Below are 21,684 nucleotides of genomic sequence, written 5' to 3' on the forward strand. Positions count from 1 at the left end.
TTCAGAACCCGCCCCTATCGCCATGTAGCCAAGGTCTCTAAGGCCATTCGCACCATGACCTCAGCGCGTTCGGGACTATCGGCCTCGGCATAGGCCCGCAGTTCGGGGGCGTTGCCCGACGGACGCAGATGCAGGATCTCACCGCTTTCGAAGGTGAGGCGCAGCCCGTCGGTGTCGTCGAGTGTCGCAATCGGGCCAAAGTCCTTGCCGAACGTGGCTTCGATGGCAACCTTGTCGCTTGTCCTGTTTCCCGTATTCAGAGCGGCCAACCGCGCCCGACTGAGTTCGGTCGGAAAATCCTTGAGCCGATCGCTGTGGGTGAAGCGTTGGGGCAGACCATCGGCCAGGGCCGAGACCGGCTGACCGCGCTCCACGGCGTCAATCAAGATAGTCACCGCAACCAGCAGTGCGTCGCGCGTCGGGAGCGCCGACAGCACGCCACCCTCGGCGTTCACCAGCGCACTGGCGAGCAGAAAGCCGCCATTGGCCTCGTAGCCGGCGACCGGTTCAAGTCCAGCCTCTATCAGACGCCGCATCCCCTCGATGACGAAGGGCGAGCCGATGCGGGTCCGTAATACCTGCTCGAAAGACCCGCAGCGTTCGACCAGCGTGTTGCTGCTGACCGGTGTGGCCAGTGCCCGGATCCCGAGCCGGCGCGCGCACAGCACACCGGTGAGATCGCCGCGCAGCCACCGACCCCGCTCATCGGCGATCAAGGGACGGTCGCCGTCGCCATCGGCTGAGATGAGGGCATCGAACCGACCGCTCGCGGCCCAATCGCGCGCGCGTGCCTGGTCCTCGGGTCGCACGGCCTCGGTATCGACCGGGATGAAGGTATCGGAGCGTCCTAGCCGTGTGACCTCAGCCCCGAGTGCAGAGAGCACCCTGGACAGGGGGTCGCGTGCGACGCTGGAGTGTTCATAGACGCCAACCCGCAGTCCTTTGAGACAGTCACGTGGAAAGAAATCTAGGTAGCGGGCGATGTAGGCGTCGCGTGCTGAGTCGTCGGGTGCGGGCAACACCCAGGTCTGGTCCTGGCTAAAGGCACCGTCGGCGTCGAAGAGTCCCTCGGGCCGGACGACCGTCTGGGCACGGATGCCCTCCTCATCGGGCTTGAGGATCTCGCCGCTGGGTAGGTTGAACTTGATGCCGTTGCGATCGGCTGGGATATGGCTGCCGGTGACCATGAGGGTTGGGATCGACCGTCCGAGGCCATAGCCAGCCACGGCTGGGCTTGGGATGAGGCCTAGATTGATCGGTTGCCCACCCTGGTCGCGCACGGCACGGGCACAGGCCACCATGATGCGCGGGGTGCTGGGACGCAGGTCGCCACCGATCCCCACCGCCTGGCCGGGCGAGAACGCCTGGATCTCGGTGAGGTAGCTCAAAAAGCCGCACGTGTAGGCATAGCAGACCCAATCGGTCATCCGCTCGACCAGACCACGCGCGCCGCTAGTGCCGAATCCGACCCCGCTTTCGGCCATCAAGTCGCTTATCTGCATCCCAAACTCCTTATGGTGTGATCAGTCTGCCGTTTCGGGTACCGGCCCGTCGGCCGCGTCGGGCGCCTGTGCGCTGCGCGCGGGCAGGCGGGTCTCGGTCGCGGGTTCGCCGACCTCGGCCAGGGGCGCTGCCGGTTCGACTGCCGGCATCTCTGTGCCCGGTTGCGGCATCAGACGATCGATCCAGTCGGCCAGATCTCCATTGCACCAGACCAGGATCAGCCCGGCCAGCAAGACGAGGAGCACCAGATCGGTCATCCAGGGACACCTCTTATCGGCGTAGGGATCGCGCAGCGAGCGCACAGCGCCCTTTGGCCACGGCGCCATCCTGGTGAGTGTGGCGCCGAAGCGGGCGCTGATCCTGGCCTGGGCATTGACCGCCCAGCCGTTGGCCTCCAGCAACGGGTTCAGCGTGCGTTGGCGCAACCTCAGGTGTGCCAGCAATACCGAGGGCCCTGAGATCGCTCCCATCAGTCCCAGCAGCCCCACCAGGACCCGCCACTCGTAGACGAGTCCCATCCCGACCGTCGCCAAGCTGATCGCACCGACCACACCCACCAGCAAAACACCCCCAATCCAGACACCTGACCGCGTGCAGCGCACAGGCGGGTCCGTCCGGCGGCTGCCCTCAGCTAAAGCAGGTCTGACCTCAGCAGTGACGCCCTCCATCGTCTGGGTGATCAGACGTACCAGCCCTCTGTAAGGCGACCAAAAGGCCCTCCAGACGCTCAGCGGCTGCTCGATGAGCTTGACCACAGTCGCATCCCAGTCGGCCCCATCGCGGTCGTAAAAGATGCCGTGGTGACCGACCGCAAGCCTTCCGCCCTCGCCAGCCGTAAGGGCGGCCACAATGGTCAGGGTCTCGGTGCCGCCGCCCGCGGGCAGGCGCCGCCTACAGTCGCAATAGACCAGATAGATCTGGCTGAACTGGGCCAGGGCCGCGTGTCGCTCAAGGTCATCGACACGCACGCAGAGGTCGCATGCGTACCCGTCCAGATAGAGGGTGCCGGCCTGGAACACCGCCTTGCGTCCCGGTGTGTAGAAGTCACGCAGCGAGACGAAGTTCTGGAGCAGCGGCTCCAGGTGCTGGTAGTAATGCACCAGCCGGTCGACCGAGTCGATGGCATCCGATACCCCGGCCAACTCCAGATCCTGCTCGATCAGATCGGCGATCGCGGCCTGGAACGGTCCCTCGACCAGGGCCCGCAGCCGGGTCGCGCCCAGCGGGGCGACCAGGGCGCCGCGTCGATGGGCACGCCAGACCGCATGGGCCTCAAAGCGTGCGCTCAGATCCAACCATTGCGCCTCAGTCAAACACTCGATGTCGCCAAGCAGCGGCACCACCACCCGGGTGCGAAAGGCATCCAGCTCCCGCGCCCAGCGCGGATTGACCCCCTGACGCAGCGGTAGCGGACGCCCAGGCTCGACACGCGCCAGCGGAAAACCCGCCAGTGACTCGGTGGCCGACGACAGGGTCTGGTTGGCCAGGGCGGCATAATCAGCCGCGGACGGGTTGAGTCGCTCGGTGGCGCGCTGGTCGTAGTCGGCCAGTCGGGCTCGGGTGAAATAGTCGTCGATCTTGGTCTTGACCGACTCAAAAAGCTCAGCCGCCGACTCCGTGTCCTCGCCGAGCGGCAGGATGTTGATCGCATCGGCCTCGGCCTGAGCCCACCATTCCAGATACTCGCGCGCCTCGGCGAAGAACCGCGCGCAAAGTTCCCGATCGATGCCCTCCTCGCCGCTGCGGTCGGGGCGCGAGCCGACACAGCGCATGATGTCGCTGATCGCCTGGGCGACCGACTCGTCGCGGGCCGCGCTCGGCTGCACTACACCATCGCCGTTGAAGCGCGACCCGGCGAAGATCTGGGCCGTATTGGCCGTCTCGTCCGCCGTGATGAGGGTCGACTCGGTGCGCCCCAGGTTGTCGAGGATGCGCCAGGCCGAGGCCAGGATCAGGCGCCCTTCCTCGGTGCCGTCGTCGATGGCGTCCAGCGGCAGGCCGGCCTCGTGCTTGAACAGATCGCCCGGATCCTTGAGCCGGCGGCAGGTCCAGCGCACGGACTCCTTGATGTCATCGATGCAAATACGCCCATCGCCATCCCTATCCAACAGATCCAGGGTATGGCGATCGAACTCGAGTCCTTGGGTCGGGCAACTCAAGACCGCCCAGAGCCTGGGGTCGAGTTCAGGCAGATGGCGGATGTCCTCGCCCGAGTCGATCATGACCTGATCGAAACCGCCAAATCGATTGAAGCGCCAGCGATGGGCTGGACGATGGGTGTCTACAGACATGGATCCGGTGTCCTTCTTGACTGACGCCCCTCCTGACAAGGCGAGGCCAGGGGTGGATTGTCGGTCGATCAGACTGGATCGGGCAAGGGCGAGTCCGGCGGCCTGGGTTAGATCCGCTCAGACGACACATTCGGGATATCGTCTCTACAAGCGAGAGGGTCGGCTCGCCCACGCGGACAAGCATGGTCTTGGGCGCACAGCCGATGGAGCGGCACTGAATGTTGTACGTCCGATTGCAGGAGTTCGAGCAAGGGTGCGGCCTTGTGGTAAGTCTCGCGATATTCGGACGCGGGATCGGAATCGATGACGATACCGCCGCCGGCCCAGACCTGGGCGACACCTTGAGACTGGATCAGGGTACGGATGACGATGTTGGTATCCATGGCCCCATCGAAGCCCAGATAGCCGATGGCCCCGCAATAGACGCCGCGCCGATCGGGCTCCAGTTCCTCGATGATCTCCATGGCGCGGCGTTTGGGCGCGCCGGTGATCGAACCGCCCGGGAAGGCGGCGCGCAGCAGGTCGAGCGCTGTGCGTCCAGCCGCCAGCCGCCCCCTGACCGTACTGACCAGGTGATGGACATGGGCGAAGGTCTCGACCTCGAACAGGGCGGGCACCTGGATGCTCCCGATCGCACAGACCCGACCCAGGTCGTTCCTCAGCAGATCGACGATCATGACATTCTCGGCCCGTTCCTTGGGGCTCAGGCGCAGCGACTCGACCAGACGGGCATCCTCAGCCGGATCGTCCGCACGCGGGCGCGTGCCCTTGATCGGGCGGGTCTCGACCCAACCGTCGCGCACCTGGAGGAAGCGCTCGGGCGAGGCGCACAGGATCTGAACCCCCGGTAGGTCCAGATAGGCGCCGAAGGGGGCGGCGTTGAGCGCCCGCAGCCGCTGATAGGCCGTCCAGGGGTCGCCCCTAGCCGGGGCGGCGAAGCGCTGGGCGAGATTGACCTGATAGCAGTCGCCGGCGATCAAATACTCCCGGATGCGCCTCAGGGCCTGGAGATAGGCCGCAGGCGTCAAATTGGACTCGATCGGACCGAGTGTCTGGAACGGCTCGCGGGCCGGGCGTGCGACCGGCGCTACCAGCCGCGCCGCCCAGGTATCGAGCCGATGGGCATCCCAACCGACCAGACAGGCACGCCCCCTGACATGGTCCAGGATCAGGGCCCAGTCATAGATCCCGACCATAAGCTCAGGGAGGCGGTCGGCATCACGCGCGCGATTTGGCAACGGCACGAAGCGGCGCGCCAGGTCGTAACCAAAATAACCGATCGCCCCACCGATGAAGGGCAAGCCGGGCACAGTCTCGCGCTTCGGCCCCAGGAGCTCGCTCAGTAGCTCGAATGGATCGGCAGACGAGCGCCCGCTCAAACCCCAGGCGCACCACTCGCTGTCGGCACCGCGTGTCACCAGGGTTGCGACCGGAGCGGCCGTTAAGATGTCGAACCGCCCTTGGTCGCTGAACGGACGCCCGCTATCGAGCCACACCGGCCAGGGGTGGTCGAGCAGGCGCTCCATGTAGCGACTGGCATCGGGTCGATAGGCGAGATCGCGGACGTGAGGAGACATGCCCCAAGGCCGGTGCGGCCCTTCAGCGCGGTGCGCGATCGTCGAGATTGGCCGGACACAGGACCTCGCGCATGATGCCGATCAGTTCGAGCAGCTGCGCGTTGCGGATGCGGTAATAGATCCGGTTGGCCTCCTTGCGCGCGACCACGATGTTTTTATTCCTGAGCTGTTCGAGGTGTTGCGAGATGTTGCTCTGCGAGGTTCCAGTGCGCTCGACGATCTCGCTGACCGAGAGCTCATTCTTGCCCAGCGAACAGAGGATCTTCCAGCGCAATGGGTGGGCCATCGCCTTGAGCGCGTTGGCGGTCAGGGTCGTGTCTTCATCCTCTTGGGGAATTTCGGGGGTACTCGATTCGTTCATCCTTCACTCCTCCATTTGTTTTTAATCAGGCTCGACGCGGGTATAGCCCGTCATGTCCTTGGCGATACAGATGATATCGCTGATCCGGCCCTCGCCATCCTTCACCGCGGTGCGCGAGAACAGGATCGGCACCCGCCGCCCGTCGCGGGCGATGAAGCGTGCCTCGATCTTGCTCAGGGCCCCGGTACGGATCAATGCCTCCAGCCAGAGACCCATGAAGGCGCCGGCCTGTTCGTCGCCCTCCTCCTCGAACACGTCGCCGATCGAGAGACCAAGTAGCTCCGCCTCGCTGTACCCCAGCAGGCGCTGTGCAGCCGGGTTGGTCAGCTTGATACGTCCGTCCGGCTCCAAGACCAAGAGCGCCTCGCCCATGTGGGTGATGATGTTCTCCAGATATTGGCGGGCCTCGGCCAGTTCACGCGTGCGCTCGGCGACCTTGAGCTCCAGGGTGCGATTGAGGGCGCGCTCCTTTTCGATCAAGCGGAAATAGGTACTGATCTTGTTGATGAGCTGGGCGTCCTCGATCGGCTTGAGCAGATAGTCCGCCGCGCCGATCGCAAACCCCCGGCGCTGGAACTCCTCGGACTTGAAGGCCGCGGTGAGGAAAATAATCGGGATGTCGCGCGTGCGCTTACGCAGCTTCAGGAGCGAGGCGGTCTGGAAACCGTCCATCTCGGGCATCTGCACATCGAGGATGATGAGATCGATGTCGGGGTGCGCATGGGTCAAGGCGATCGCCTCCTGACCTGAACTGGCCTCGAGCACGGTGACATCGAGATGGCGCTCGATGAGCGTGCGCAGGGTAAAGAGGTTGTGGGCGTGATCGTCGACGATCAGGAGCTTGAAGCCAGAGTAGCGCGTCATGTCCTCTCCGTTGCATGACCAGGGGCGGAGGTCCGGGGCCGTTCATCGAGCAGAGGCCCCGGGAGGGCCGAGGTCGCTTGCCCCAGCACCTGAACCAGCAGGGCCGTGAGCGCCTCGGGGGCGACCGGTTTATTCAGGCGGGCGACCTCGCCGCCCCTCGGACAATCGGCGAGTCGCGGATCGGACCCTGGGTTCACCATGACCGCCACGACCGGATGTGGCCATGAGGTCTCGATCAGGAGGGTCTGGATCGTATCACAGGTCGTCTCGGTGGACCCCGAGACGGCCAACAGGATCAGGGCGCAGCCCTCGCCTTCCTCGCGCAGCGTCTCCAAGGCCTCATCGAGATCGGCAGCGGTCTGGACGCGCAGGCCGCGTCGCGACAGCTCGGAGGTGAGCTGAACCAGGGTCTTGACGTCGCGTTCGATGATGAGCACCCAGGGCGTCCCCGGCCCAGACAGGGGCTCGGTGCCGTCCTCGACCTCCGTGCCCACCCCCTCGATGGCCTCGAGTGGCCCAGGGGTCAGAGGGACTGACTCAAACCGCGTCTCGGGCACCGAGGCCCCAGTATCCGGCGACAGCGCCAGCGGCAACAGCAGCGAGAAGCGCGAGCCAAGACCCGGCGTGCTCTCGACCTCGATGACACCGCCGAGCAGGGTCGCCAGCTCGCGGCTGATCGCCAGACCCAGGCCGGTGCCGCCGTAGCGGCGGCGCGTCGAGCCGTCGGCCTGCTGGAAGGCCTCGAAGATGATCTCTTGCTTGTCGGGTGGGATACCGATGCCGGTGTCGATCACACTCAGCATCAATGGCCGGTCCGATTCGGGGCGGGTGCCGACCTCGACCCGGACCTCGCCGCGTTCGGTGAACTTGATCGCATTGGCGAGAAAGTTCTTGAGGATCTGGCGCAGCTTGTCGCGATCGGTCTGAAGCGAGTCAGGTGCGCCCGGCATCAGCCGCAGGATCAGCTCGACCGGCTTATCGGCGAGCTGGGGGCTAAAGAGCTCGATCAGGTCCTCCAGCATCGGCCTCAACTCGACTGGCTCTGGATTCAGGCTGAGTCGTCCGGATTCGATGCGCGAGATGTCGAGGATGTCGTCGATCAGCGCCCGCAGATCGCGCCCGGCCTCATGGATGACCTGGGCCTGACGGCGCTGGATCGGATTCAGACCATTGTCCTCGGCGCCGAGCATCTTCGAGAGCAACAGGATCGAATTGAGCGGCGTGCGTAGTTCATGACTGACATTGGCCAAAAACTGTGACTTATAGCGGTTGGACTGTTCTAACTCGCGGGTATGGGCCCGTGCCACGCGTAGATGCTCGGCATGGGTCGCGGCCAGCTCGGTGAGGCGCTCGCCGAGTTCACGCAGCTCACGCGGCCCGCGCCAACTGAAACGCAGGGGTTCACCGTCGTGCAGGATGTGCTGGATACCGCCGAGCAGCTCGTGACCGAAATGCTCGACACGCGCCGCGATCCAGCGTGCGAGCACCATCACGGCCAGCACCAACAAGGCGATGATGCTCAACACCCGCACGATCAGCTCGTTGCGGAAGGCATCCAGGGGCGAGGGATCGACCACACGCCCGACCCAGAGTGGGAAGCCGTCCTCGGTCAGGAACATGGGTACCCACAGCATCTGCCGCCCCTGTTCGTTCTTCCACAGCGCCAGCTTGCCTTCGCTAAAGATCGCCGCCAGCCCTGGAAAGGTTTCAAAGGCCTCCGGTTGACCGCTCGCCGGCTGACCGGGGCGCAGATAGCTGCCGTCGTGATTGACCCAAAGGGTATTGCGGTAAAACTGTGCCAATCCGCCGACATCGATGGTCAACACCACCGCCCCCTGAGCGGAATTGCCCGGCTCACCACCGATCAGGCTGACCAGATTGAGCGTCATGAGTCGGCGCGGATCCTCAACGCCGGCTTGGGGATCGATCCGGATGCGACTGACCATGACCGCGCCGGGCTGGCTCTGCAGGCCGGCATCGAGGAACTGACGGTTTGGTAGCTGGGGCGGCTGGGCGGTCGGGCGCCATTCTTGGGTGCGCGCATCGCGCACCAACCAAAAGCGCTCCTGTCCCTCGGCGTCGAAGAACAGGATCTGGATGACGTCGCGCTGATCGGCCAGGATCTGGTTGATCCAGGTGGTATAGCGCGCGCGCGCCAGGTCGATCTGACCCGACTCGCCGCGCGCGCCCAGGATCAGCCCCGGCTCAGGCAGCTTGGCTAGAAAACGGATCAGCTCGTGACGGCTGGCCAGATGCTGGTCGAGATCGCGGAAATCGGCACGCAGATTTTGCAAATAGGCGCGCTGATAAAAGAGCGCGGTACGATCGAGCACCAGCGGCAGATTGATGAGCGCGGCCAGGATCAACGGCATCAGGCCGAAGATCAGCAGGAACAGCAGGATATAGGCGCGCAGCTTGAGGTCGGGTGCACGGATCTGGGGCATCCGGGGTCAGAGTGCGCGGACCAGGTCGAGTACCTGGGCGGCGTGACCCTTGGGCTTGACGCCATAGAGGGCGTGACGCACGACACCGGATTTGTCGACGACGAAGGTCGAGCGCAGGATACCGAAACGCTTCGCACCGCGGACCTCCTTTTCGCACCAGACGCCATAGGCCTCGCACACCTTGCCGTCAGCGTCTGAGAGCAGCTGAATCGAGAGTCCGTACTTGTCGCGGAAGGAACCGTGACGGGCGCAACTGTCGCGGCTGATGCCGAGGATCTCGGTCTCGGCGGCCTCGAACTCGGGCTGCAGGTCGGTGAACTCGAGCGCCTCCAGGGTGCAACCGGGCGTGTCGTCCTTGGGGTAAAAATAGATCACGCAATGACGTCGCCCACTGAGCGAGGCGAGGCTCACCGGCTCCATGTCGGCGTTGGGTAGGGCGAAATCCGGGGCGCGATCGCCGGGTTGCAGCATCGGTGAGTGCTCCATCGACAGGTTGAACGATGTCGCGAATGTAGGCATGACGGCTCGGGCCGTCAACTCCGATCCCTGTCGCCCCCCTTGCCCGCCGGCAGCCAGACACGTCCGATCATGCCACCCCCGGGGCGCGGTGTCAGCGTCAGTTCCATCCGGTTGGCCCGTGCCAACTGCTGGGCCACCGCCAGCCCCAAGCCGGTACCGCCGGTGCGGCGGTTGCGCGAGGACTCCAGCCGATAGAAAGGGCGAAACACGGCCTCGAGTTCCGACTCCGGGATGCCCGGACCACGATCCAGCACCTCGATCGCAACCGCCTCCTCCTGACAGTCCAGCCGCAGCTCGACCGGCTGTTCACCGCCATAGCGCAGGGCGTTCTCCACCAGATTGGCGAGGATGCGGCGCAAGGCCAGGACCGCAACCGCCCGGTAGCAGTCGGGCCCGGGCGTCCAAAGCAGATGCGACCGCTTGGCGACCACCTCCGTCAGCAGTGTATTGAGCTCGACCATCTCGGGCGGCTCCGCACCCAGCGTCCGGCCTAGCTCTAGGGCCTGGCCGATGAGGGTATTCATCTCATCGATGTCGCGCTCCAGGCGCTGCGTCAATTCAGGCGGCGTGCCCTCCGGCAGCATGGCCACTGCCAATCGCAAGCGCGTCAGGGGTGTGCGCAGGTCGTGCGAAATGCCGGTCAACAATAGGGTGCGATCGGCCAGCAACTCGCGTACTTGACGGCTGGTTTGGTTGAAGCGACGTGCCAGATTGGCCAGCTCGACCAGGCCGGTCTCGGGCAGATCCTGGGGCGAGCGCCCAAACGCGACCTCCTCGGCGGCCTTGGCGAGCCGGCGTACCGGGCGCGATACCTGGCCGGCCAGGATCAGGGCCGTCAACAGGATCAAGCCCACGGCGACCAGTGCAATGATCGTCAGCCCCAGCAACGGTTGGGTGCCAATGCGACTCCGGGGAAAACCGATCCATAGGGGTTCTTCGTCGATGTCGCGACCGATCTCGACCCAGAACCAGGGCTCGCCGGCGTTCGAGGCGCTTATCATCTCGACCGGGCGCCCTAACCGCTTGCTGAGCGCCTGCTCCAAACGCCACCGATAGGGGAAGAAGTGCCGTTGGTGATCGACGACAGGTGGCTGTTCGTCGAGGCCTAATCGATATTGGTCGATCAGATGCCGCCGATAGTTGGCCCGCGACTCAGGTGGCAGCTGATGAAAGGTACGTGCCGCCAGCACCATGATGTTGGCCAGATCTGCCGCCGAACGTTGTGAAAGTGGCAAGAGCACATAGACCACGATGGCCGAAGCAGTCACCAGGGTGAAGGCGCCGAAGGTAAGGATGAGCGTCAGCAAGGTGCGACCAAAGAGGGTTGCTGGCAACAGCGACGCCCACCACCGGCTCATGGTATGCCCGCCGGGGTGAACATATAACCCCGCCCCCAGACGGTACGGATATAGCGCGGCGACTTGATCTCGGGCTCAATCTTGGCGCGCAGACGCGCAATCTGGACGTCGATGCTGCGATCGAAGGGCGAGCGCTCATAGCCCTTGAGCAGATCCAGCAACAGGTCACGATCCAGCACCCGCTCGGCGTTGGTGGCCAACACCTGGAGCAGGTCCATCTCACTCCGGGTCAGGGCGACCACAGCATCACCGCGCCTCAGTTCGCGCAAACCTGGATACAGACGATAGGGACCAAAACAGATGACCTCATCGCACTTAGGTCCAGCGGACGAATGGCGACGCATCACGGCGCGGATCCGTGCCAACAGCTCGCGCGGATCAAAGGGCTTAGACAGATAGTCATCGGCCCCGACCTCCAGGCCGACGATGCGATCAACCGCCTCGCCGCGCGCCGAGAGCATGATGATCGGGATATCGCTCTGGCTGCGCAGTCGGCGCGTCAGGGTCAGACCATCCTCACCCGGCAGCATCAGATCCAGAATGATCAGATCTGCGGGTGTGCGCGCCAGCCAGGCATCCATCGCCCGGCCATCCTCCGCTACCGCCACCTCAAGGCCCTGACGTGCCAGATAGTCGGCCAGCAATGCACGCAGATCGGGATCGTCATCGACGACCAGGATCTGGGCGCGGCGCTCGGGCTCGACGCGCTTCGATGGCTCGGTGCCAGCAACGCAAGGCACGGACATGGAAACAACCTGTTACAATATTAGAGATTTATGAAATACTTTATTATGGTTAAACAGACAAAATAGCAAGCGTTCGTCGATCGAACAGGCCCTTGGTTCTCCGGCCGCGAGTCGACACCCTCAACGCACAGACGGAGATAACCCCATGAGCTTTGATGCACTCACTCTATTCGGTCTTTCATCTAGCCTGTTGTGCGGCGGCTTTATGGTCGCCTTGGTCAAAGGCAACGCATCACGGACCCGCGACGATCGTTAGACGTCACCACGAGGCGGACATCCCGCCTCACGGCTTGGCACTTGCATCGCCGTGTTTCACGGCAGCAAGCCAATTGGGTCGCCACGGCAGCCACACACCCTGCCGTCGCGGCTCTTTTTTATGTGCGCCGTGCCAGGGCCACGGTATAGTGCGCGCCCTGTTTGAGCTTGTCGTAGTTTCCGAAGACCTCGGTGAGGTTGCGCTTCATGTACTGGCGCAGTCCATTGATGGTGACCAGATAGAGCCGACCGCCGGGGCGCAGGCGGGCATGGGCGTCGTGCAGTAGGATCGCCAAGAGTTCCTTGCCGACCTTGGCCGGGACGTTGCTTGCGATCAGGTCGAAGCGTCGTTCCGGCTCGATCTGGTCAAAACCGTTGCTCAAGCGTGCCTCGGCGTTGTCGAGCCGGTTGAGCCGGGCGTTCAGGTTGGCATAATCGACGGCGACAAAGTCCTTGTCGACCAGGAGCGTGCGGCCCTGGGGGGCGAGTGCCGCCAGGGTCAGACCGATCGGGCCATAGCCGCAGCCGAGATCCAGACAGTCGTCGCCCGGTTCGATGTGGAGATGATCGAGCAGCAGACGGGTGCCCTCGTCGATCTCGCGCGGCGAGAACAGGCCCCAGGTCGTGCAAAATTCGAGGGTACGTCCGCCGAGTTGGACCGAGAACCGGATGTCGCGGCGCAGGGCGGAAAGTTGTTCAGGCGTCAGCATGGGTCTCTAAGTCCATTGGGTTGAGTCAGAACCCGTATCGTAGTCCAATGCCTGGTACCAAGGCCCAGAGTGTTCAAGGAGTCTGCCATGTGTCTCGCCATTCCGGCTCGCGTCACCCATATCACGCGCATCGATCCTGCCATCGACACGGCGACGGTCGATCTGGGCGGGGTCGCGCGCGAGGTCTCGATCGCGCTGGTTCCAGAGGTGGAGGTCGGTGACTATGTCCTGGTGCATGTCGGCTATGCGCTCAACCGCATCAGCCAGGAGGAGGCCGAGGAGACGCTCCGGCTGATGGCCGAGATGACGCGCCTGCTCGATGACGAGATGGATCAGGCCGACCCAGGCGCCTTGCCGGCATGAAATACCTCGACGAATTCCGCGACCGGCAGCTCGCGCGCCAACTGGCCGCGGCCATCGCCGCCGCGGTCGACCCCGGGCGCGAATACCGCCTGATGGAGTTCTGCGGCGGACATACACATGCCATCTTCCGCTATGGCATCCAGCAGCTGATGCCGCCCAATCTGCGCTTCGTCCACGGGCCGGGCTGTCCGGTGTGTGTGCTGCCGATGGCACGGCTCGATCAGGCCATCGCCATGACGCATGAGCATGGCGTAACGCTCTGCACCTATGGCGATCTGATGCGCGTGCCGGCGAGCAGACGTCAGACGTTGCTCAAGGCCAAGGCCGCTGGTGCCGATGTTCGCATGGTCTATTCGACCCAGGATGTGCTGCGGATCGCGCGCGATGAACCCGGGCGTCAGGTAGTGTTCCTGGCCATCGGCTTCGAGACCACCACCCCGCCCACGGCGGTCGCCATCCTCCAAGCACGCGCCGAGGGCTTAAAAAACCTGTCGGTCCTCTGCAACCACGTCCTCACCCCGCCCGCGCTGCGTGCCATCCTGGAGCTGGCCGGACCCGAGGGCGTGCGGCTCGACGGCATCCTGGGGCCCTCGCATGTGAGCACGGTCATCGGCACCCGGCCCTACGCCTTCGTGCCGCACGAGTTTGGGGTGCCTGTGGTGATCGCCGGCTTTGAGCCGCTCGATGTCATGCAATCGGTCCTGATGCTGGTGCGCCAGATCAACACCGGTCGCTGTGAGGTCGAAAACCAATACAGCCGCGCCGTCAGCGAATCCGGGAATGTCCGAGCCCTGGAACTCATGGCCAGCGTCTTCGTCACCCGCCCGAGCTTCGAGTGGCGCGGACTCGGGTTTCTGCCCGAGAGTGCGCTGGCGCTCGCCGAGGACTATGCCGATCTGGACGCCGAGCGGCGCTTTCCGGTCAGGGTCGAGGGAGGCCACGAGATCAAGGGTTGCGAATGCCCGGCCATCCTGCGCGGTCTCAAGGAGCCGACCGAGTGCCGACTGTTCGGCACCCTCTGTACCCCGGACAACCCGATGGGCGCCTGCATGGTCTCGTCCGAGGGCGCCTGCGCGGCCTACTGGGGCCATCGATCGCACCGACCATCTTCAGGACGAAACCCATGACCACCAGATCACGCCTGTCCGCCCGACTGGACCTCGAGCAGGGCCGGGTCGACATGAGCCACGGCGCCGGCGGGCGCGCTATGGCCCAGCTCATCGACGAACTCTTCAGACCGGCGCTCGACAACGAATGGCTGGCCCAGGGCAATGATCAGGCGCTGTTCAGCGTCCCGCCCGGACGGCTGGTGATGAGCACGGACGCCCATGTGGTCTCGCCGCTGTTCTTTCCAGGCGGGGACATCGGCGCGCTGGCGGTGCACGGCACGCTCAACGATATCGCCATGTCGGGCGCGCGTCCGCTTTATCTGGCGGCGAGCTTCATCTTGGAAGAGGGACTGCCGCTGGCCGATCTGGCACGCATCGTCGCGAGCCTGGCGCAGGCCGCACGTGAGGCCGGGGTCGCGGTCGTGACTGGTGACACCAAGGTGGTCGAACGCGGCAAGGGCGACGGGGTCTTCATCACCACGACCGGGATCGGCGTGGTCCCCGAGGGGATCACGATCTCGGGCGACCGGGCGCGACCGGGCGATGCCATCCTGATCAACGGCCCTATCGGCGACCACGGGATTGCCATCCTGTCCCAGCGCGAGCACCTCGGCTTCGAGACCGAGGTGCAATCCGATTCCGCCGCCCTGCATGGCCTGGTCGCCGAGATGATCGCCGCCGTGCCCGAGATCCATTGTCTGCGCGACCCGACCCGCGGCGGTCTGGCGACCACCCTCAACGAGCTGGCCCAGCAGTCCGGGGTCGGGATGCGGGTGCGCGAGTGCGATATCCCGGTGCGCGCGGCGGTCGCGGCCGCCTGCGAGCTGCTCGGACTCGATCCCTGCTATGTCGCCAACGAGGGCAAGCTGGTGGCGATCTGTCCCGCGGAGCGGGCCGAAACCCTGCTGGCGACGATGCGTGCCCATCCCTTGGGGCGAGACTCGGCCATCATCGGTGAGGTGGTCGAGGATCCGCTCGGCTTCGTCCAGATGCAGACCTGCTTGGGCGGGGAGCGCCTGCTCGACTGGCTCACGGGCGAGCCGCTACCCCGCATCTGCTGAACTCAGACGCGCTCAGGTATCCTCGGACCTAGATTCAGACGGCACGTCCTCGGCGGGGTCGTGGTTCGGCTGGAGACGCGCAAGCTGCAATAGGGTCTCGCGACCACGCTCGTCGGTGCGGCGAAAGTGATCGACCAACTCAAGCTCCTGTTCCGACAGCGGCCCCCGGTCGTCGAGACACAGCAGATAGGTCGGCGTGACCGTGCCCAGGGCGACGGACAGCTCATGCGCTTCCTCCAGACCCATGCGACGGATACCCTGCTCATAGTTGCTGATGCGCGACTTGGACAAGGATTGGGTGCGGGCCGACAGGTCGGCGAGACTGAGCTTTTGCTGCTGTCGGGCCAAGCGCAGGCGCTGGCCGATACGTTTCGTCAGGTCCATGGTGATCTTGATGTTGTGCAAGACTTTCTCGTTTGAGATGAGGCTTAGGTTGATGACTGCAAAGGATGTCTATCCCGTCCAGGGGCAGGGTGGAGACACATCCTCGATGCGGGGCGGAGACATCGGACGGCCATCCGGGGCGGATGACGCTCATACGCGCGTTTAGGGCTCGGAGCAGCCATCCGGGGCGCATCAGCCCAAGAGGGCGTCTTCCCATGCGGTGTCGCTGGCGGCCTGCGGCTGGGGTGGCGGCGACGGCTCGATAAGTCGATCGACAAAGACACGATCGAGCGTCTTGATGAAACACTTGGTCTGGGGCGAAAGGAATTTACCACGACGCTGCACGATCCCGTAACTGCGCCGCGGGAAATACTGACCGATCGGGATCCGGTGCAGCCGTTCCGCACCCGTGAGACAGACATCGGTGACGATCGAGATGCCGAGGCCCAGCTCGACATATTTTTTGATGACCTCCCAACCGCCGGCCTCCATGGTCACGCGATAGCCGAGATTGTGCTGCTTGAACACCAGGTCGACCATGCGCCAAGTGCTCAGATGACGCGGCGGCAGGATCAGGCCATAGGGCGCGATCTCCTCCAGTGTTACCTGCTCCTTGCCGGCGAGCGGATGATCCAGCGGCGTGATCAGGGTCGGTTGGTAGGTCACGAAGGGACGATAGGTGATGTCGTCCGGGAGATCCAGCATCGACCCCACCGCCAGATCCACTTCATCGGCTCGCACCATGGCCAGACCATCGCGCCCGGTGACATTGTGGAGCTTGAGCTCGATGCCCGGATACTGCTCGACGAAGGCTCGGATTGGTTCGGGCAGGATGTAGAGGATGGTCGACTCGCCAGCGGCAATGTTCAACACCCCCTGATCCACGCGCCCGGCCTGGGTGGCGAAGGTCTCATGGAGCTTGTCCATACCCTCGACCAGCGGCTCGGCCATCTGGAACAGCAGATCGCCCTCGGGGGTGAGCTTGATCTTGGGTCCGCGCCGCTCGAAGAGCACGGTCCCGAACTCGCGCTCGAGCGCCTGGATCTGGAGTGAGACGGTCGGCTGACTGAGAAAGATCTTTTCAGCGGCGGCGCTGACACTCCCCAGGCGAGCGGCGTGACAAAAGGCGCGCAGCTGTTTGAGTCGGTTCTGTTTGTAATGAATCTGGGAACCTGAACCCACAGTCATCCCCATACTTGGTGCCCGGATAGTAATAGTATACTAAAAAATACATTGATAAAAACAATATCAGAGTCCTTGCCGTAAAAATTCCGTCATCCGTGATTATCAATGTTCGTCGAGCTGGGTCAGGATGTTGCGTGCGACCTGGCGCTGGGCTGCATCCCCCTCCTCCAGCACCTGATAGAGCATCTGACGCGCGGCGAGCTCGTTGCCGAGATCGCGCAACTGGTTGGCGCGAAGGATCTTGTCCTCGACTGGATCTATGGGTGTCTCTGCGGACTTGTCCGAGGTCGGCGTGACCTGGGCGACCTGAGTCGCACGCCTGACATCGCGCCGCTCCAACTCGGTGTCGGTCATGGTGTGCGAGCGATCTGGATCGTTGCAACCGACAGCACCGCCGCTCGGCGCAACGGGCAAGGGACTGGGTACCGAACCGACCGACGACAATGAGTCGCCGGGATCTTCGGCGAACCGTCCCTTGAGCAGTAGTAACCGCGACAACAGGATTCCCAACTCGAACAGCAGCCACATGGGCACGGCTAGCAGTGTCTGCGAGATCACGTCAGGGGGGGTCAGCAACATCCCGATCACGAAGACGCCGACGATCACATAGGGCCGCTTTTGAACTAACCCCTCGGGCGTCACCGCACCGATGGCCACCAGCAGGATGGTCGCGATCGGGATCTCGAAGGCGACGCCGAAGGCGAAGAACAGCGTCAGCACGAAGTCCAGATAGGCCGAGATATCGGTCATCATGGCCACGCCCTCGGGCGTGGTACCGACCATGAAGGCGAACACCAACGGAAAGACGACGTAGTAAGCAAAGAGCGTCCCGAGATAGAACAGCAAGATGCTTGAAACCAGCAACGGCAGCGCTAGGCGCTTCTCGTGCTGATAGAGACCAGGCGCGACAAAGGCCCAGATCTGATAGAGCAGATAGGGCATCGCCAGGAACACCGCCATGATCAGCGCCAGCTTGAAGGGTGCCAAAAGGGGCGAGGCCACCTGGGTGGCGATCATGGTATTGCCCTCGGGCAACTGCGCCAGGAGCGGCGCGGCCACATAGGTATAGAGCTGATTGGCAAAGGGCAGCAGTACCATGGCCATCACGCCGACGGCGATCAGCATCCGGATGATCCGATCGCGCAACTCGACCAGATGCGAGATGAACGGCTGTTCAGCGCCTGGATCGTCGGGCGGTGTCGTGAGAGGCATGGCGTGGATCCTTGGTTGAGTGATGATGCGGCGTCTTCAGCCGACGCGGTTGGCCTTTTCCTCGAGTCCCGAGAGCCCAAAGCGCCGGTCCAGTTCGTCGAGCACCTGGCGCGGTTCCAGCCCCTGGTGGGCGAGCAGCACCAGGGTATGGAACCAGAGGTCGGCGACCTCATGGATGAGCTTGTTGGGCATGCCGTCCTTGGCCGCCATCACGGTCTCGGTGGCCTCCTCGCCGACCTTCTTGAGGATGGCATCGAGCCCCTTGGCATAGAGCTTGGCGACATAGGAAGACTCGGGGTCGGCCCCCTTGCGCGATTCGAGGACTGTCGCGAGTCGGTTGAGTACGTCATTCATCGGCGTGCAAGCACTTCGGTTATATCGAGCCGTAGATGGCCGCGGGATCCTTGAGCACGGGCGCGATCTCGACCCAATCGCCGGTGGTGTCCAGTTCGCGGTAGAAGCAATCATGGCGCCCGGTATGACAGGCGATGCCGCCCTGCTGCTCGACCTCGAGCAGGATCACGTCGCCATCGCAGTCGAGACGGATCGCATGCACCCGCTGGCGGTGTCCGGACGCCTCGCCCTTGTGCCACAACCGGGCGCGCGAACGCGACCAGTAGACCGCATACCCGGTCTCACGGGTCAGGCGCAGCGCCTCGCGATTCATCCAGGCCAGCATCAGCACGCTGCCGGTCCCGTGCTCCTGAGCGATGGCCGGGATCAGCCCGTCCGGCCCCCAGGCGATGGCCTCGAGCCAGGCATCGTTCGTGCTCATCGCTCACCCCCACTCAGGTGGTCGGCCAGCCGCTGGGCGGCGGCGAAGTCGAGCGTCCCTTCGTAGATGGCGCGCCCGATGATGGCGGCTGGGATATCCGCCTCGCACAGCGCCCGGATGTCGTCGAGATGAGTGATGCCGCCCGAGGCGATGATCGGGATCCGGATCGCCTGGGCCAAGGCCCGCGTGGCCTCGACATTGGGGCCTGAGAGCATCCCATCGCGCCCGATGTCGGTATAGACGATGGCGGTTACGCCCTCGTCCTCGAAGCGCCGCGCCAGGTCCTCGACCCGCTGTTCGGTGAGCTCGGTCCAGCCGTGGATGGCCACCTGTCCGTCCCGGGCATCGAGCCCGACCAGGATGTGTCCCGGAAAGGCCCGGCAGGCATGGGCGACGAATTCGGGTGCACGCACCGCCTGGGTACCGATGATGCAGTAGCGCACGCCGGCCTTGAGATAGGCCTCGATGGTCGCCGCGTCGCGGATGCCGCCGCCGACCTGGATCGGCAGATCCGGATAGGCGGCGGCGATGGCGCGGATGGCCGCGCCATTGACCGGCTCGCCGGCGCAGGCGCCATTGAGGTCGACCAGGTGCAGGCGTCGGGCCCCTTCACGCACCCAGCGCCCGGCCAGCTCGACCGGGTCGTCGGAGAAGACGGTCTCCTCGTCCATGCGGCCCTGACGCAACCGCACGCAGCGTCCGTCCTTTAAATCGATCGCGGGAATCAGTAACACTGGATCCTTCTCTCGCTCTATCGCCGTGGGATATCGACAGGACGCTTCTGTGGCGATGCCTTCAGAGCGCCCCCTTGGTCGAGGGCACGAGACCGGCCATGCGCGGGTCTGGTTCGATGGCCAGGCGCAACGCACGTCCGAAGGCCTTGAAGATGGTCTCGGCCTGATGGTGCGCATTTAGGCCGCGCAGGTTGTCGATGTGCAGGGTCATGCCGGCATGGTTGACCAGCCCCTGGAAGAACTCCCGGAACAGATCGACATCGAAGACCCCAATCCTGGCACGGGTGAAGTTGACGTCATAGACCAGTCCAGGCCGCCCCGAGAGATCGACGACCACACGCGAGAGCGCCTCATCCAGGGGCACATAGGCATGACCATAGCGGCGGATGCCCTGCTTGTCACCGAGCGCCTGGGCCAATGCCTGACCGAGGGTGATGCCCAGATCCTCGACCGTGTGATGATCGTCGATGTGACGGTCGCCGACCGCCTCGATGTCGAGGTCGATCAGGCCGTGGCGCGCGACCTGATCGAGCATGTGCTCCAGGAAGGGCAGCCCGGTCGCAAAGGACGCCCGACCCTGACCGTCTAGATCGAGGCTGACGCGGATCTGGGTCTCGAGCGTGCGGCGCTCGACTCGGGCACAGCGGGATTGAGTGGATGGAGCCTGTGACATGATCTGGACTGTGGTTCGAGGCGATGCACCAGGACGGCACGTGTCGAAAAGGGCATTAAACCATAGCCATCGGCTAAAGCATAAGCCGGGGCACGAGACTCGAGCTTAGGGGGTCAGCTTGCGTTTGAGGATCGCGTTGACCTGGGCCGGATTGGCCTTGCCGCCGCTCTGCTTCATCACCTGACCGACAAAGAAACCGAACACCTTCTCCTTGCCGGCGCGGTACTGCTCGACCTGCTCCGGGTTGGCGGCGAGGATGGCCTCGATCAAGGATTCGATGGCGCTGGCGTCTGTGATCTGCCTGAGCCCCTGGGCCTCGATCACGGCATCGGCCTCGCCGCCGCCGTTCCACATCGCCTCGAACACCTGCTTGGCCAGTTTGCCCGAGAGGGTTCCATCCTGGATACGCGCGATCAGGCCGGCCAGGGCGCTCGCTGAGACCGGACTGGCATCGATCTCGCGCTCACTCCTATTGAGCGCCGCCATCAGTTCGCCGCTTACCCAGTTGGCCGCCAGCTTCGGCGCACCACAGGCACGCGCCACGGCCTCATAATAATCGGCCAGTTCGCGGCTGGCGGTCAGTAGATTGGCGTCATATTCCGACAGCCCATACTCAGACTGGAAGCGCACGCGCTTGGCGTCCGGCAGCTCCGGCAGATCGGCGACCGCCGCCGCGATGAAGGTCGCGTCGAGTTCCAGCGGCAGCAGATCCGGATCGGGGAAATAGCGATAGTCGTTGGCCTCCTCCTTGGTGCGCATCGAGCGTGTCTCGTCCTGGTTCGGATCATAGAGCCGGGTCTCCTGGACCACCCTGCCGCCGCCCTCGATCAGCTCGATCTGGCGCTCGACCTCGAAGGCGATGGCCCTCTCCAGGAAGCGGAATGAGTTGAGGTTCTTGATCTCGGTACGGGTGCCGAATTCTTTCTGACCGACCGGACGCACCGAGACATTGGCATCGATGCGGAACGAGCCTTCCTGCATGTTGCCATCGCTGATGCCCAGATAACGCACGATCTGATGGATCTTTTTGGCATAGGCCACCGCCTCTTGGGGCGAACGCAGATCCGGCTCGGAGACGATCTCCAACAAGGGCGTGCCGGCGCGGTTGAGATCGATGCCGGTGAAGCCATGAAAATCCTCGTGCAGCGACTTGCCGGCATCCTCCTCCAGATGGGCACGGGTGATGCCGATGGTCTTGACCCTGCCGTCGTCGAGGACGATCTCGACCCGACCCCGACCGATCACCGGCAGCTCGTACTGGCTGATCTGATAGCCCTTGGGCAGGTCGGGATAGAAGTAATTCTTGCGCGCGAACACCGAGCGCGGCGCGACCTCGGCCGCGATGGCATACCCGAAGCGCACCGCCAGCCGCACCGCCTCGGCATTGAGCACCGGCAGCACCCCCGGCAGCCCGAGGTCGATGGCACAGGCCTGGGTATTGGGTTCGGCGCCGAAGGCGGTCGGCGCGCCGGAAAAGAGCTTGGATTGGGTCGCGAGCTGGGTATGGATCTCGAGACCGATGACGGTTTCCCACTGCATGGTCGGTCCTGTTCGCTGGAT

General features: G+C 64.2%; 21 protein-coding genes. 3 read left to right on the top strand and 18 right to left on the bottom strand.

What is annotated here, in order from left to right; translation table 11 throughout:
- Positions 1-14: 14 nt before the first annotated feature.
- From E6P07_RS10215 to E6P07_RS10260, 10 genes are all read right to left on the bottom strand, one after another.
- The gene (locus E6P07_RS10215) at positions 15-1,502 is read right to left on the bottom strand and encodes a phosphomannomutase (RefSeq protein WP_153975514.1); all 1,488 of its coding nucleotides are present in this window, start codon (positions 1,500-1,502) and stop codon (positions 15-17) included.
- Between the two features lie 21 nt (positions 1,503-1,523).
- Positions 1,524-3,794: a hypothetical protein gene (locus E6P07_RS10220; RefSeq protein ID WP_211363104.1), complete on the bottom strand. Its 2,271-nt coding sequence runs from the start codon at positions 3,792-3,794 to the stop codon at positions 1,524-1,526.
- A gap of 107 nt (positions 3,795-3,901) precedes the next feature.
- The gene (gene pabB, locus E6P07_RS10225; protein WP_153975515.1) at positions 3,902-5,371 is read right to left on the bottom strand and encodes an aminodeoxychorismate synthase component I; all 1,470 of its coding nucleotides are present in this window, start codon (positions 5,369-5,371) and stop codon (positions 3,902-3,904) included.
- Positions 5,372-5,393: 22 nt separating this feature from the next.
- A complete protein-coding gene (locus E6P07_RS10230; RefSeq protein ID WP_153975516.1) occupies positions 5,394-5,732 on the bottom strand; it encodes an ArsR/SmtB family transcription factor in 339 nt (112 codons plus the stop codon).
- Positions 5,733-5,753: 21 nt separating this feature from the next.
- Positions 5,754-6,596, bottom strand: coding sequence for an ATP-binding response regulator (locus tag E6P07_RS10235; protein ID WP_153975517.1), 843 nt, complete (start codon positions 6,594-6,596; stop codon positions 5,754-5,756).
- Positions 6,593-9,040, bottom strand: a complete 2,448-nt coding sequence (locus tag E6P07_RS10240) for a hybrid sensor histidine kinase/response regulator (protein ID WP_153975518.1) — start codon at positions 9,038-9,040, stop codon at positions 6,593-6,595. Before E6P07_RS10240 ends, E6P07_RS10235 begins: the two co-directional genes overlap by 4 nt.
- Before the next feature lie 6 nt (positions 9,041-9,046).
- Positions 9,047-9,511, bottom strand: coding sequence for a peroxiredoxin (locus E6P07_RS10245; RefSeq protein WP_153976207.1), 465 nt, complete (start codon positions 9,509-9,511; stop codon positions 9,047-9,049).
- Positions 9,512-9,573: 62 nt separating this feature from the next.
- Complete coding sequence (locus E6P07_RS10250; protein WP_246172816.1) at positions 9,574-10,893, bottom strand: ATP-binding protein; 1,320 nt, start codon at positions 10,891-10,893, stop codon at positions 9,574-9,576.
- Positions 10,894-10,913: 20 nt separating this feature from the next.
- Positions 10,914-11,663: a response regulator gene (locus E6P07_RS10255; protein ID WP_153975520.1), complete on the bottom strand. Its 750-nt coding sequence runs from the start codon at positions 11,661-11,663 to the stop codon at positions 10,914-10,916.
- A gap of 374 nt (positions 11,664-12,037) precedes the next feature.
- A complete protein-coding gene (locus E6P07_RS10260) occupies positions 12,038-12,628 on the bottom strand; it encodes a class I SAM-dependent methyltransferase (RefSeq protein WP_153975521.1) in 591 nt (196 codons plus the stop codon).
- Positions 12,629-12,715: 87 nt separating this feature from the next.
- Between E6P07_RS10260 and E6P07_RS10265 the strand changes: the two genes are divergently transcribed.
- Genes E6P07_RS10265 through hypE form a run of 3 tightly spaced genes read left to right on the top strand, consistent with a single transcriptional unit; the run spans position 12,716 to position 15,161 of the window.
- Positions 12,716-12,991: a HypC/HybG/HupF family hydrogenase formation chaperone gene (locus tag E6P07_RS10265; protein ID WP_153975522.1), complete on the top strand. Its 276-nt coding sequence runs from the start codon at positions 12,716-12,718 to the stop codon at positions 12,989-12,991.
- Positions 12,988-14,118 (top strand): hydrogenase formation protein HypD, encoded by a 1,131-nt coding sequence (gene hypD, locus E6P07_RS10270; protein ID WP_153975523.1) that lies wholly within the window; start codon positions 12,988-12,990, stop codon positions 14,116-14,118. The genes E6P07_RS10265 and hypD overlap by 4 nt, the downstream gene beginning before the upstream one ends.
- On the top strand, positions 14,115-15,161 hold the full coding sequence (gene hypE / locus E6P07_RS10275) for a hydrogenase expression/formation protein HypE (protein WP_153975524.1): 1,047 nt from the start codon (positions 14,115-14,117) through the stop codon (positions 15,159-15,161). Before hypD ends, hypE begins: the two co-directional genes overlap by 4 nt.
- 12 nt (positions 15,162-15,173) lie before the next feature.
- On the opposite strand, the gene E6P07_RS10280 is transcribed toward hypE, so the two are convergent.
- The 8 genes from E6P07_RS10280 to gatB all read right to left on the bottom strand — a co-directional run bounded on the left by E6P07_RS10280 (position 15,174) and on the right by gatB (position 21,663).
- A complete protein-coding gene (locus E6P07_RS10280) occupies positions 15,174-15,545 on the bottom strand; it encodes a helix-turn-helix domain-containing protein (protein WP_153976208.1) in 372 nt (123 codons plus the stop codon).
- 192 nt (positions 15,546-15,737) lie between these two features.
- Positions 15,738-16,733, bottom strand: coding sequence for a LysR family transcriptional regulator (locus tag E6P07_RS10285; protein ID WP_153975525.1), 996 nt, complete (start codon positions 16,731-16,733; stop codon positions 15,738-15,740).
- Positions 16,734-16,832: 99 nt separating this feature from the next.
- Entirely contained in the window at positions 16,833-17,942 is a 1,110-nt protein-coding gene (gene tatC / locus E6P07_RS10290) for a twin-arginine translocase subunit TatC (protein WP_153975526.1), read from the bottom strand.
- A 36-nt stretch (positions 17,943-17,978) separates the two neighbouring features.
- Positions 17,979-18,296 carry a phosphoribosyl-ATP diphosphatase gene (locus tag E6P07_RS10295; RefSeq protein WP_153975527.1) on the bottom strand — a complete coding sequence of 106 codons (318 nt, stop codon included), beginning with the start codon at positions 18,294-18,296 and terminating at the stop codon, positions 17,979-17,981.
- 19 nt (positions 18,297-18,315) lie between these two features.
- Positions 18,316-18,717 carry a phosphoribosyl-AMP cyclohydrolase gene (hisI, locus tag E6P07_RS10300; RefSeq protein ID WP_153975528.1) on the bottom strand — a complete coding sequence of 134 codons (402 nt, stop codon included), beginning with the start codon at positions 18,715-18,717 and terminating at the stop codon, positions 18,316-18,318.
- Positions 18,714-19,451 (bottom strand): 1-(5-phosphoribosyl)-5-[(5-phosphoribosylamino)methylideneamino]imidazole-4-carboxamide isomerase, encoded by a 738-nt coding sequence (hisA, locus tag E6P07_RS10305; RefSeq protein WP_153975529.1) that lies wholly within the window; start codon positions 19,449-19,451, stop codon positions 18,714-18,716. Before hisA ends, hisI begins: the two co-directional genes overlap by 4 nt.
- A gap of 61 nt (positions 19,452-19,512) precedes the next feature.
- A complete protein-coding gene (gene hisB, locus E6P07_RS10310) occupies positions 19,513-20,124 on the bottom strand; it encodes an imidazoleglycerol-phosphate dehydratase HisB (protein ID WP_153975530.1) in 612 nt (203 codons plus the stop codon).
- A gap of 105 nt (positions 20,125-20,229) precedes the next feature.
- Positions 20,230-21,663: an Asp-tRNA(Asn)/Glu-tRNA(Gln) amidotransferase subunit GatB gene (gatB, locus tag E6P07_RS10315; protein WP_153975531.1), complete on the bottom strand. Its 1,434-nt coding sequence runs from the start codon at positions 21,661-21,663 to the stop codon at positions 20,230-20,232.
- Positions 21,664-21,684: the final 21 nt, after the last annotated feature.

This window comes from Thermochromatium tepidum ATCC 43061, from assembly GCF_009664085.1.
Classification (GTDB): Bacteria; Pseudomonadota; Gammaproteobacteria; order Chromatiales; family Chromatiaceae; genus Thermochromatium; species Thermochromatium tepidum.

Excerpts from the sequence above, each read along its gene's own strand:
- E6P07_RS10215 (WP_153975514.1), bottom strand. The coding sequence starts at position 1,502 with ATGCAGATAAGCGACTTGATGGCCGAAAGCGGGGTCGGATTCGGCACT.
- E6P07_RS10280 (WP_153976208.1), bottom strand. The coding sequence starts at position 15,545 with ATGGACCTGACGAAACGTATCGGCCAGCGCCTGCGCTTGGCCCGACAG.
- gatB (WP_153975531.1), bottom strand. The coding sequence starts at position 21,663 with ATGCAGTGGGAAACCGTCATCGGTCTCGAGATCCATACCCAGCTCGCG.
- hypD (WP_153975523.1), top strand. The coding sequence starts at position 12,988 with ATGAAATACCTCGACGAATTCCGCGACCGGCAGCTCGCGCGCCAACTG.
- tatC (WP_153975526.1), bottom strand. The coding sequence starts at position 17,942 with ATGCCTCTCACGACACCGCCCGACGATCCAGGCGCTGAACAGCCGTTC.
- pabB (WP_153975515.1), bottom strand. The coding sequence starts at position 5,371 with ATGTCTCCTCACGTCCGCGATCTCGCCTATCGACCCGATGCCAGTCGC.
- E6P07_RS10285 (WP_153975525.1), bottom strand. The coding sequence starts at position 16,733 with ATGACTGTGGGTTCAGGTTCCCAGATTCATTACAAACAGAACCGACTC.
- E6P07_RS10245 (WP_153976207.1), bottom strand. The coding sequence starts at position 9,511 with ATGCTGCAACCCGGCGATCGCGCCCCGGATTTCGCCCTACCCAACGCC.
- E6P07_RS10295 (WP_153975527.1), bottom strand. The coding sequence starts at position 18,296 with ATGAATGACGTACTCAACCGACTCGCGACAGTCCTCGAATCGCGCAAG.
- E6P07_RS10230 (WP_153975516.1), bottom strand. The coding sequence starts at position 5,732 with ATGAACGAATCGAGTACCCCCGAAATTCCCCAAGAGGATGAAGACACG.
- E6P07_RS10235 (WP_153975517.1), bottom strand. The coding sequence starts at position 6,596 with ATGACGCGCTACTCTGGCTTCAAGCTCCTGATCGTCGACGATCACGCC.
- hypE (WP_153975524.1), top strand. The coding sequence starts at position 14,115 with ATGACCACCAGATCACGCCTGTCCGCCCGACTGGACCTCGAGCAGGGC.
- E6P07_RS10260 (WP_153975521.1), bottom strand. The coding sequence starts at position 12,628 with ATGCTGACGCCTGAACAACTTTCCGCCCTGCGCCGCGACATCCGGTTC.
- E6P07_RS10255 (WP_153975520.1), bottom strand. The coding sequence starts at position 11,663 with ATGTCCGTGCCTTGCGTTGCTGGCACCGAGCCATCGAAGCGCGTCGAG.
- E6P07_RS10265 (WP_153975522.1), top strand. The coding sequence starts at position 12,716 with ATGTGTCTCGCCATTCCGGCTCGCGTCACCCATATCACGCGCATCGAT.
- E6P07_RS10220 (WP_211363104.1), bottom strand. The coding sequence starts at position 3,794 with ATGTCTGTAGACACCCATCGTCCAGCCCATCGCTGGCGCTTCAATCGA.
- hisB (WP_153975530.1), bottom strand. The coding sequence starts at position 20,124 with ATGTCACAGGCTCCATCCACTCAATCCCGCTGTGCCCGAGTCGAGCGC.
- hisI (WP_153975528.1), bottom strand. The coding sequence starts at position 18,717 with ATGAGCACGAACGATGCCTGGCTCGAGGCCATCGCCTGGGGGCCGGAC.
- E6P07_RS10240 (WP_153975518.1), bottom strand. The coding sequence starts at position 9,040 with ATGCCCCAGATCCGTGCACCCGACCTCAAGCTGCGCGCCTATATCCTG.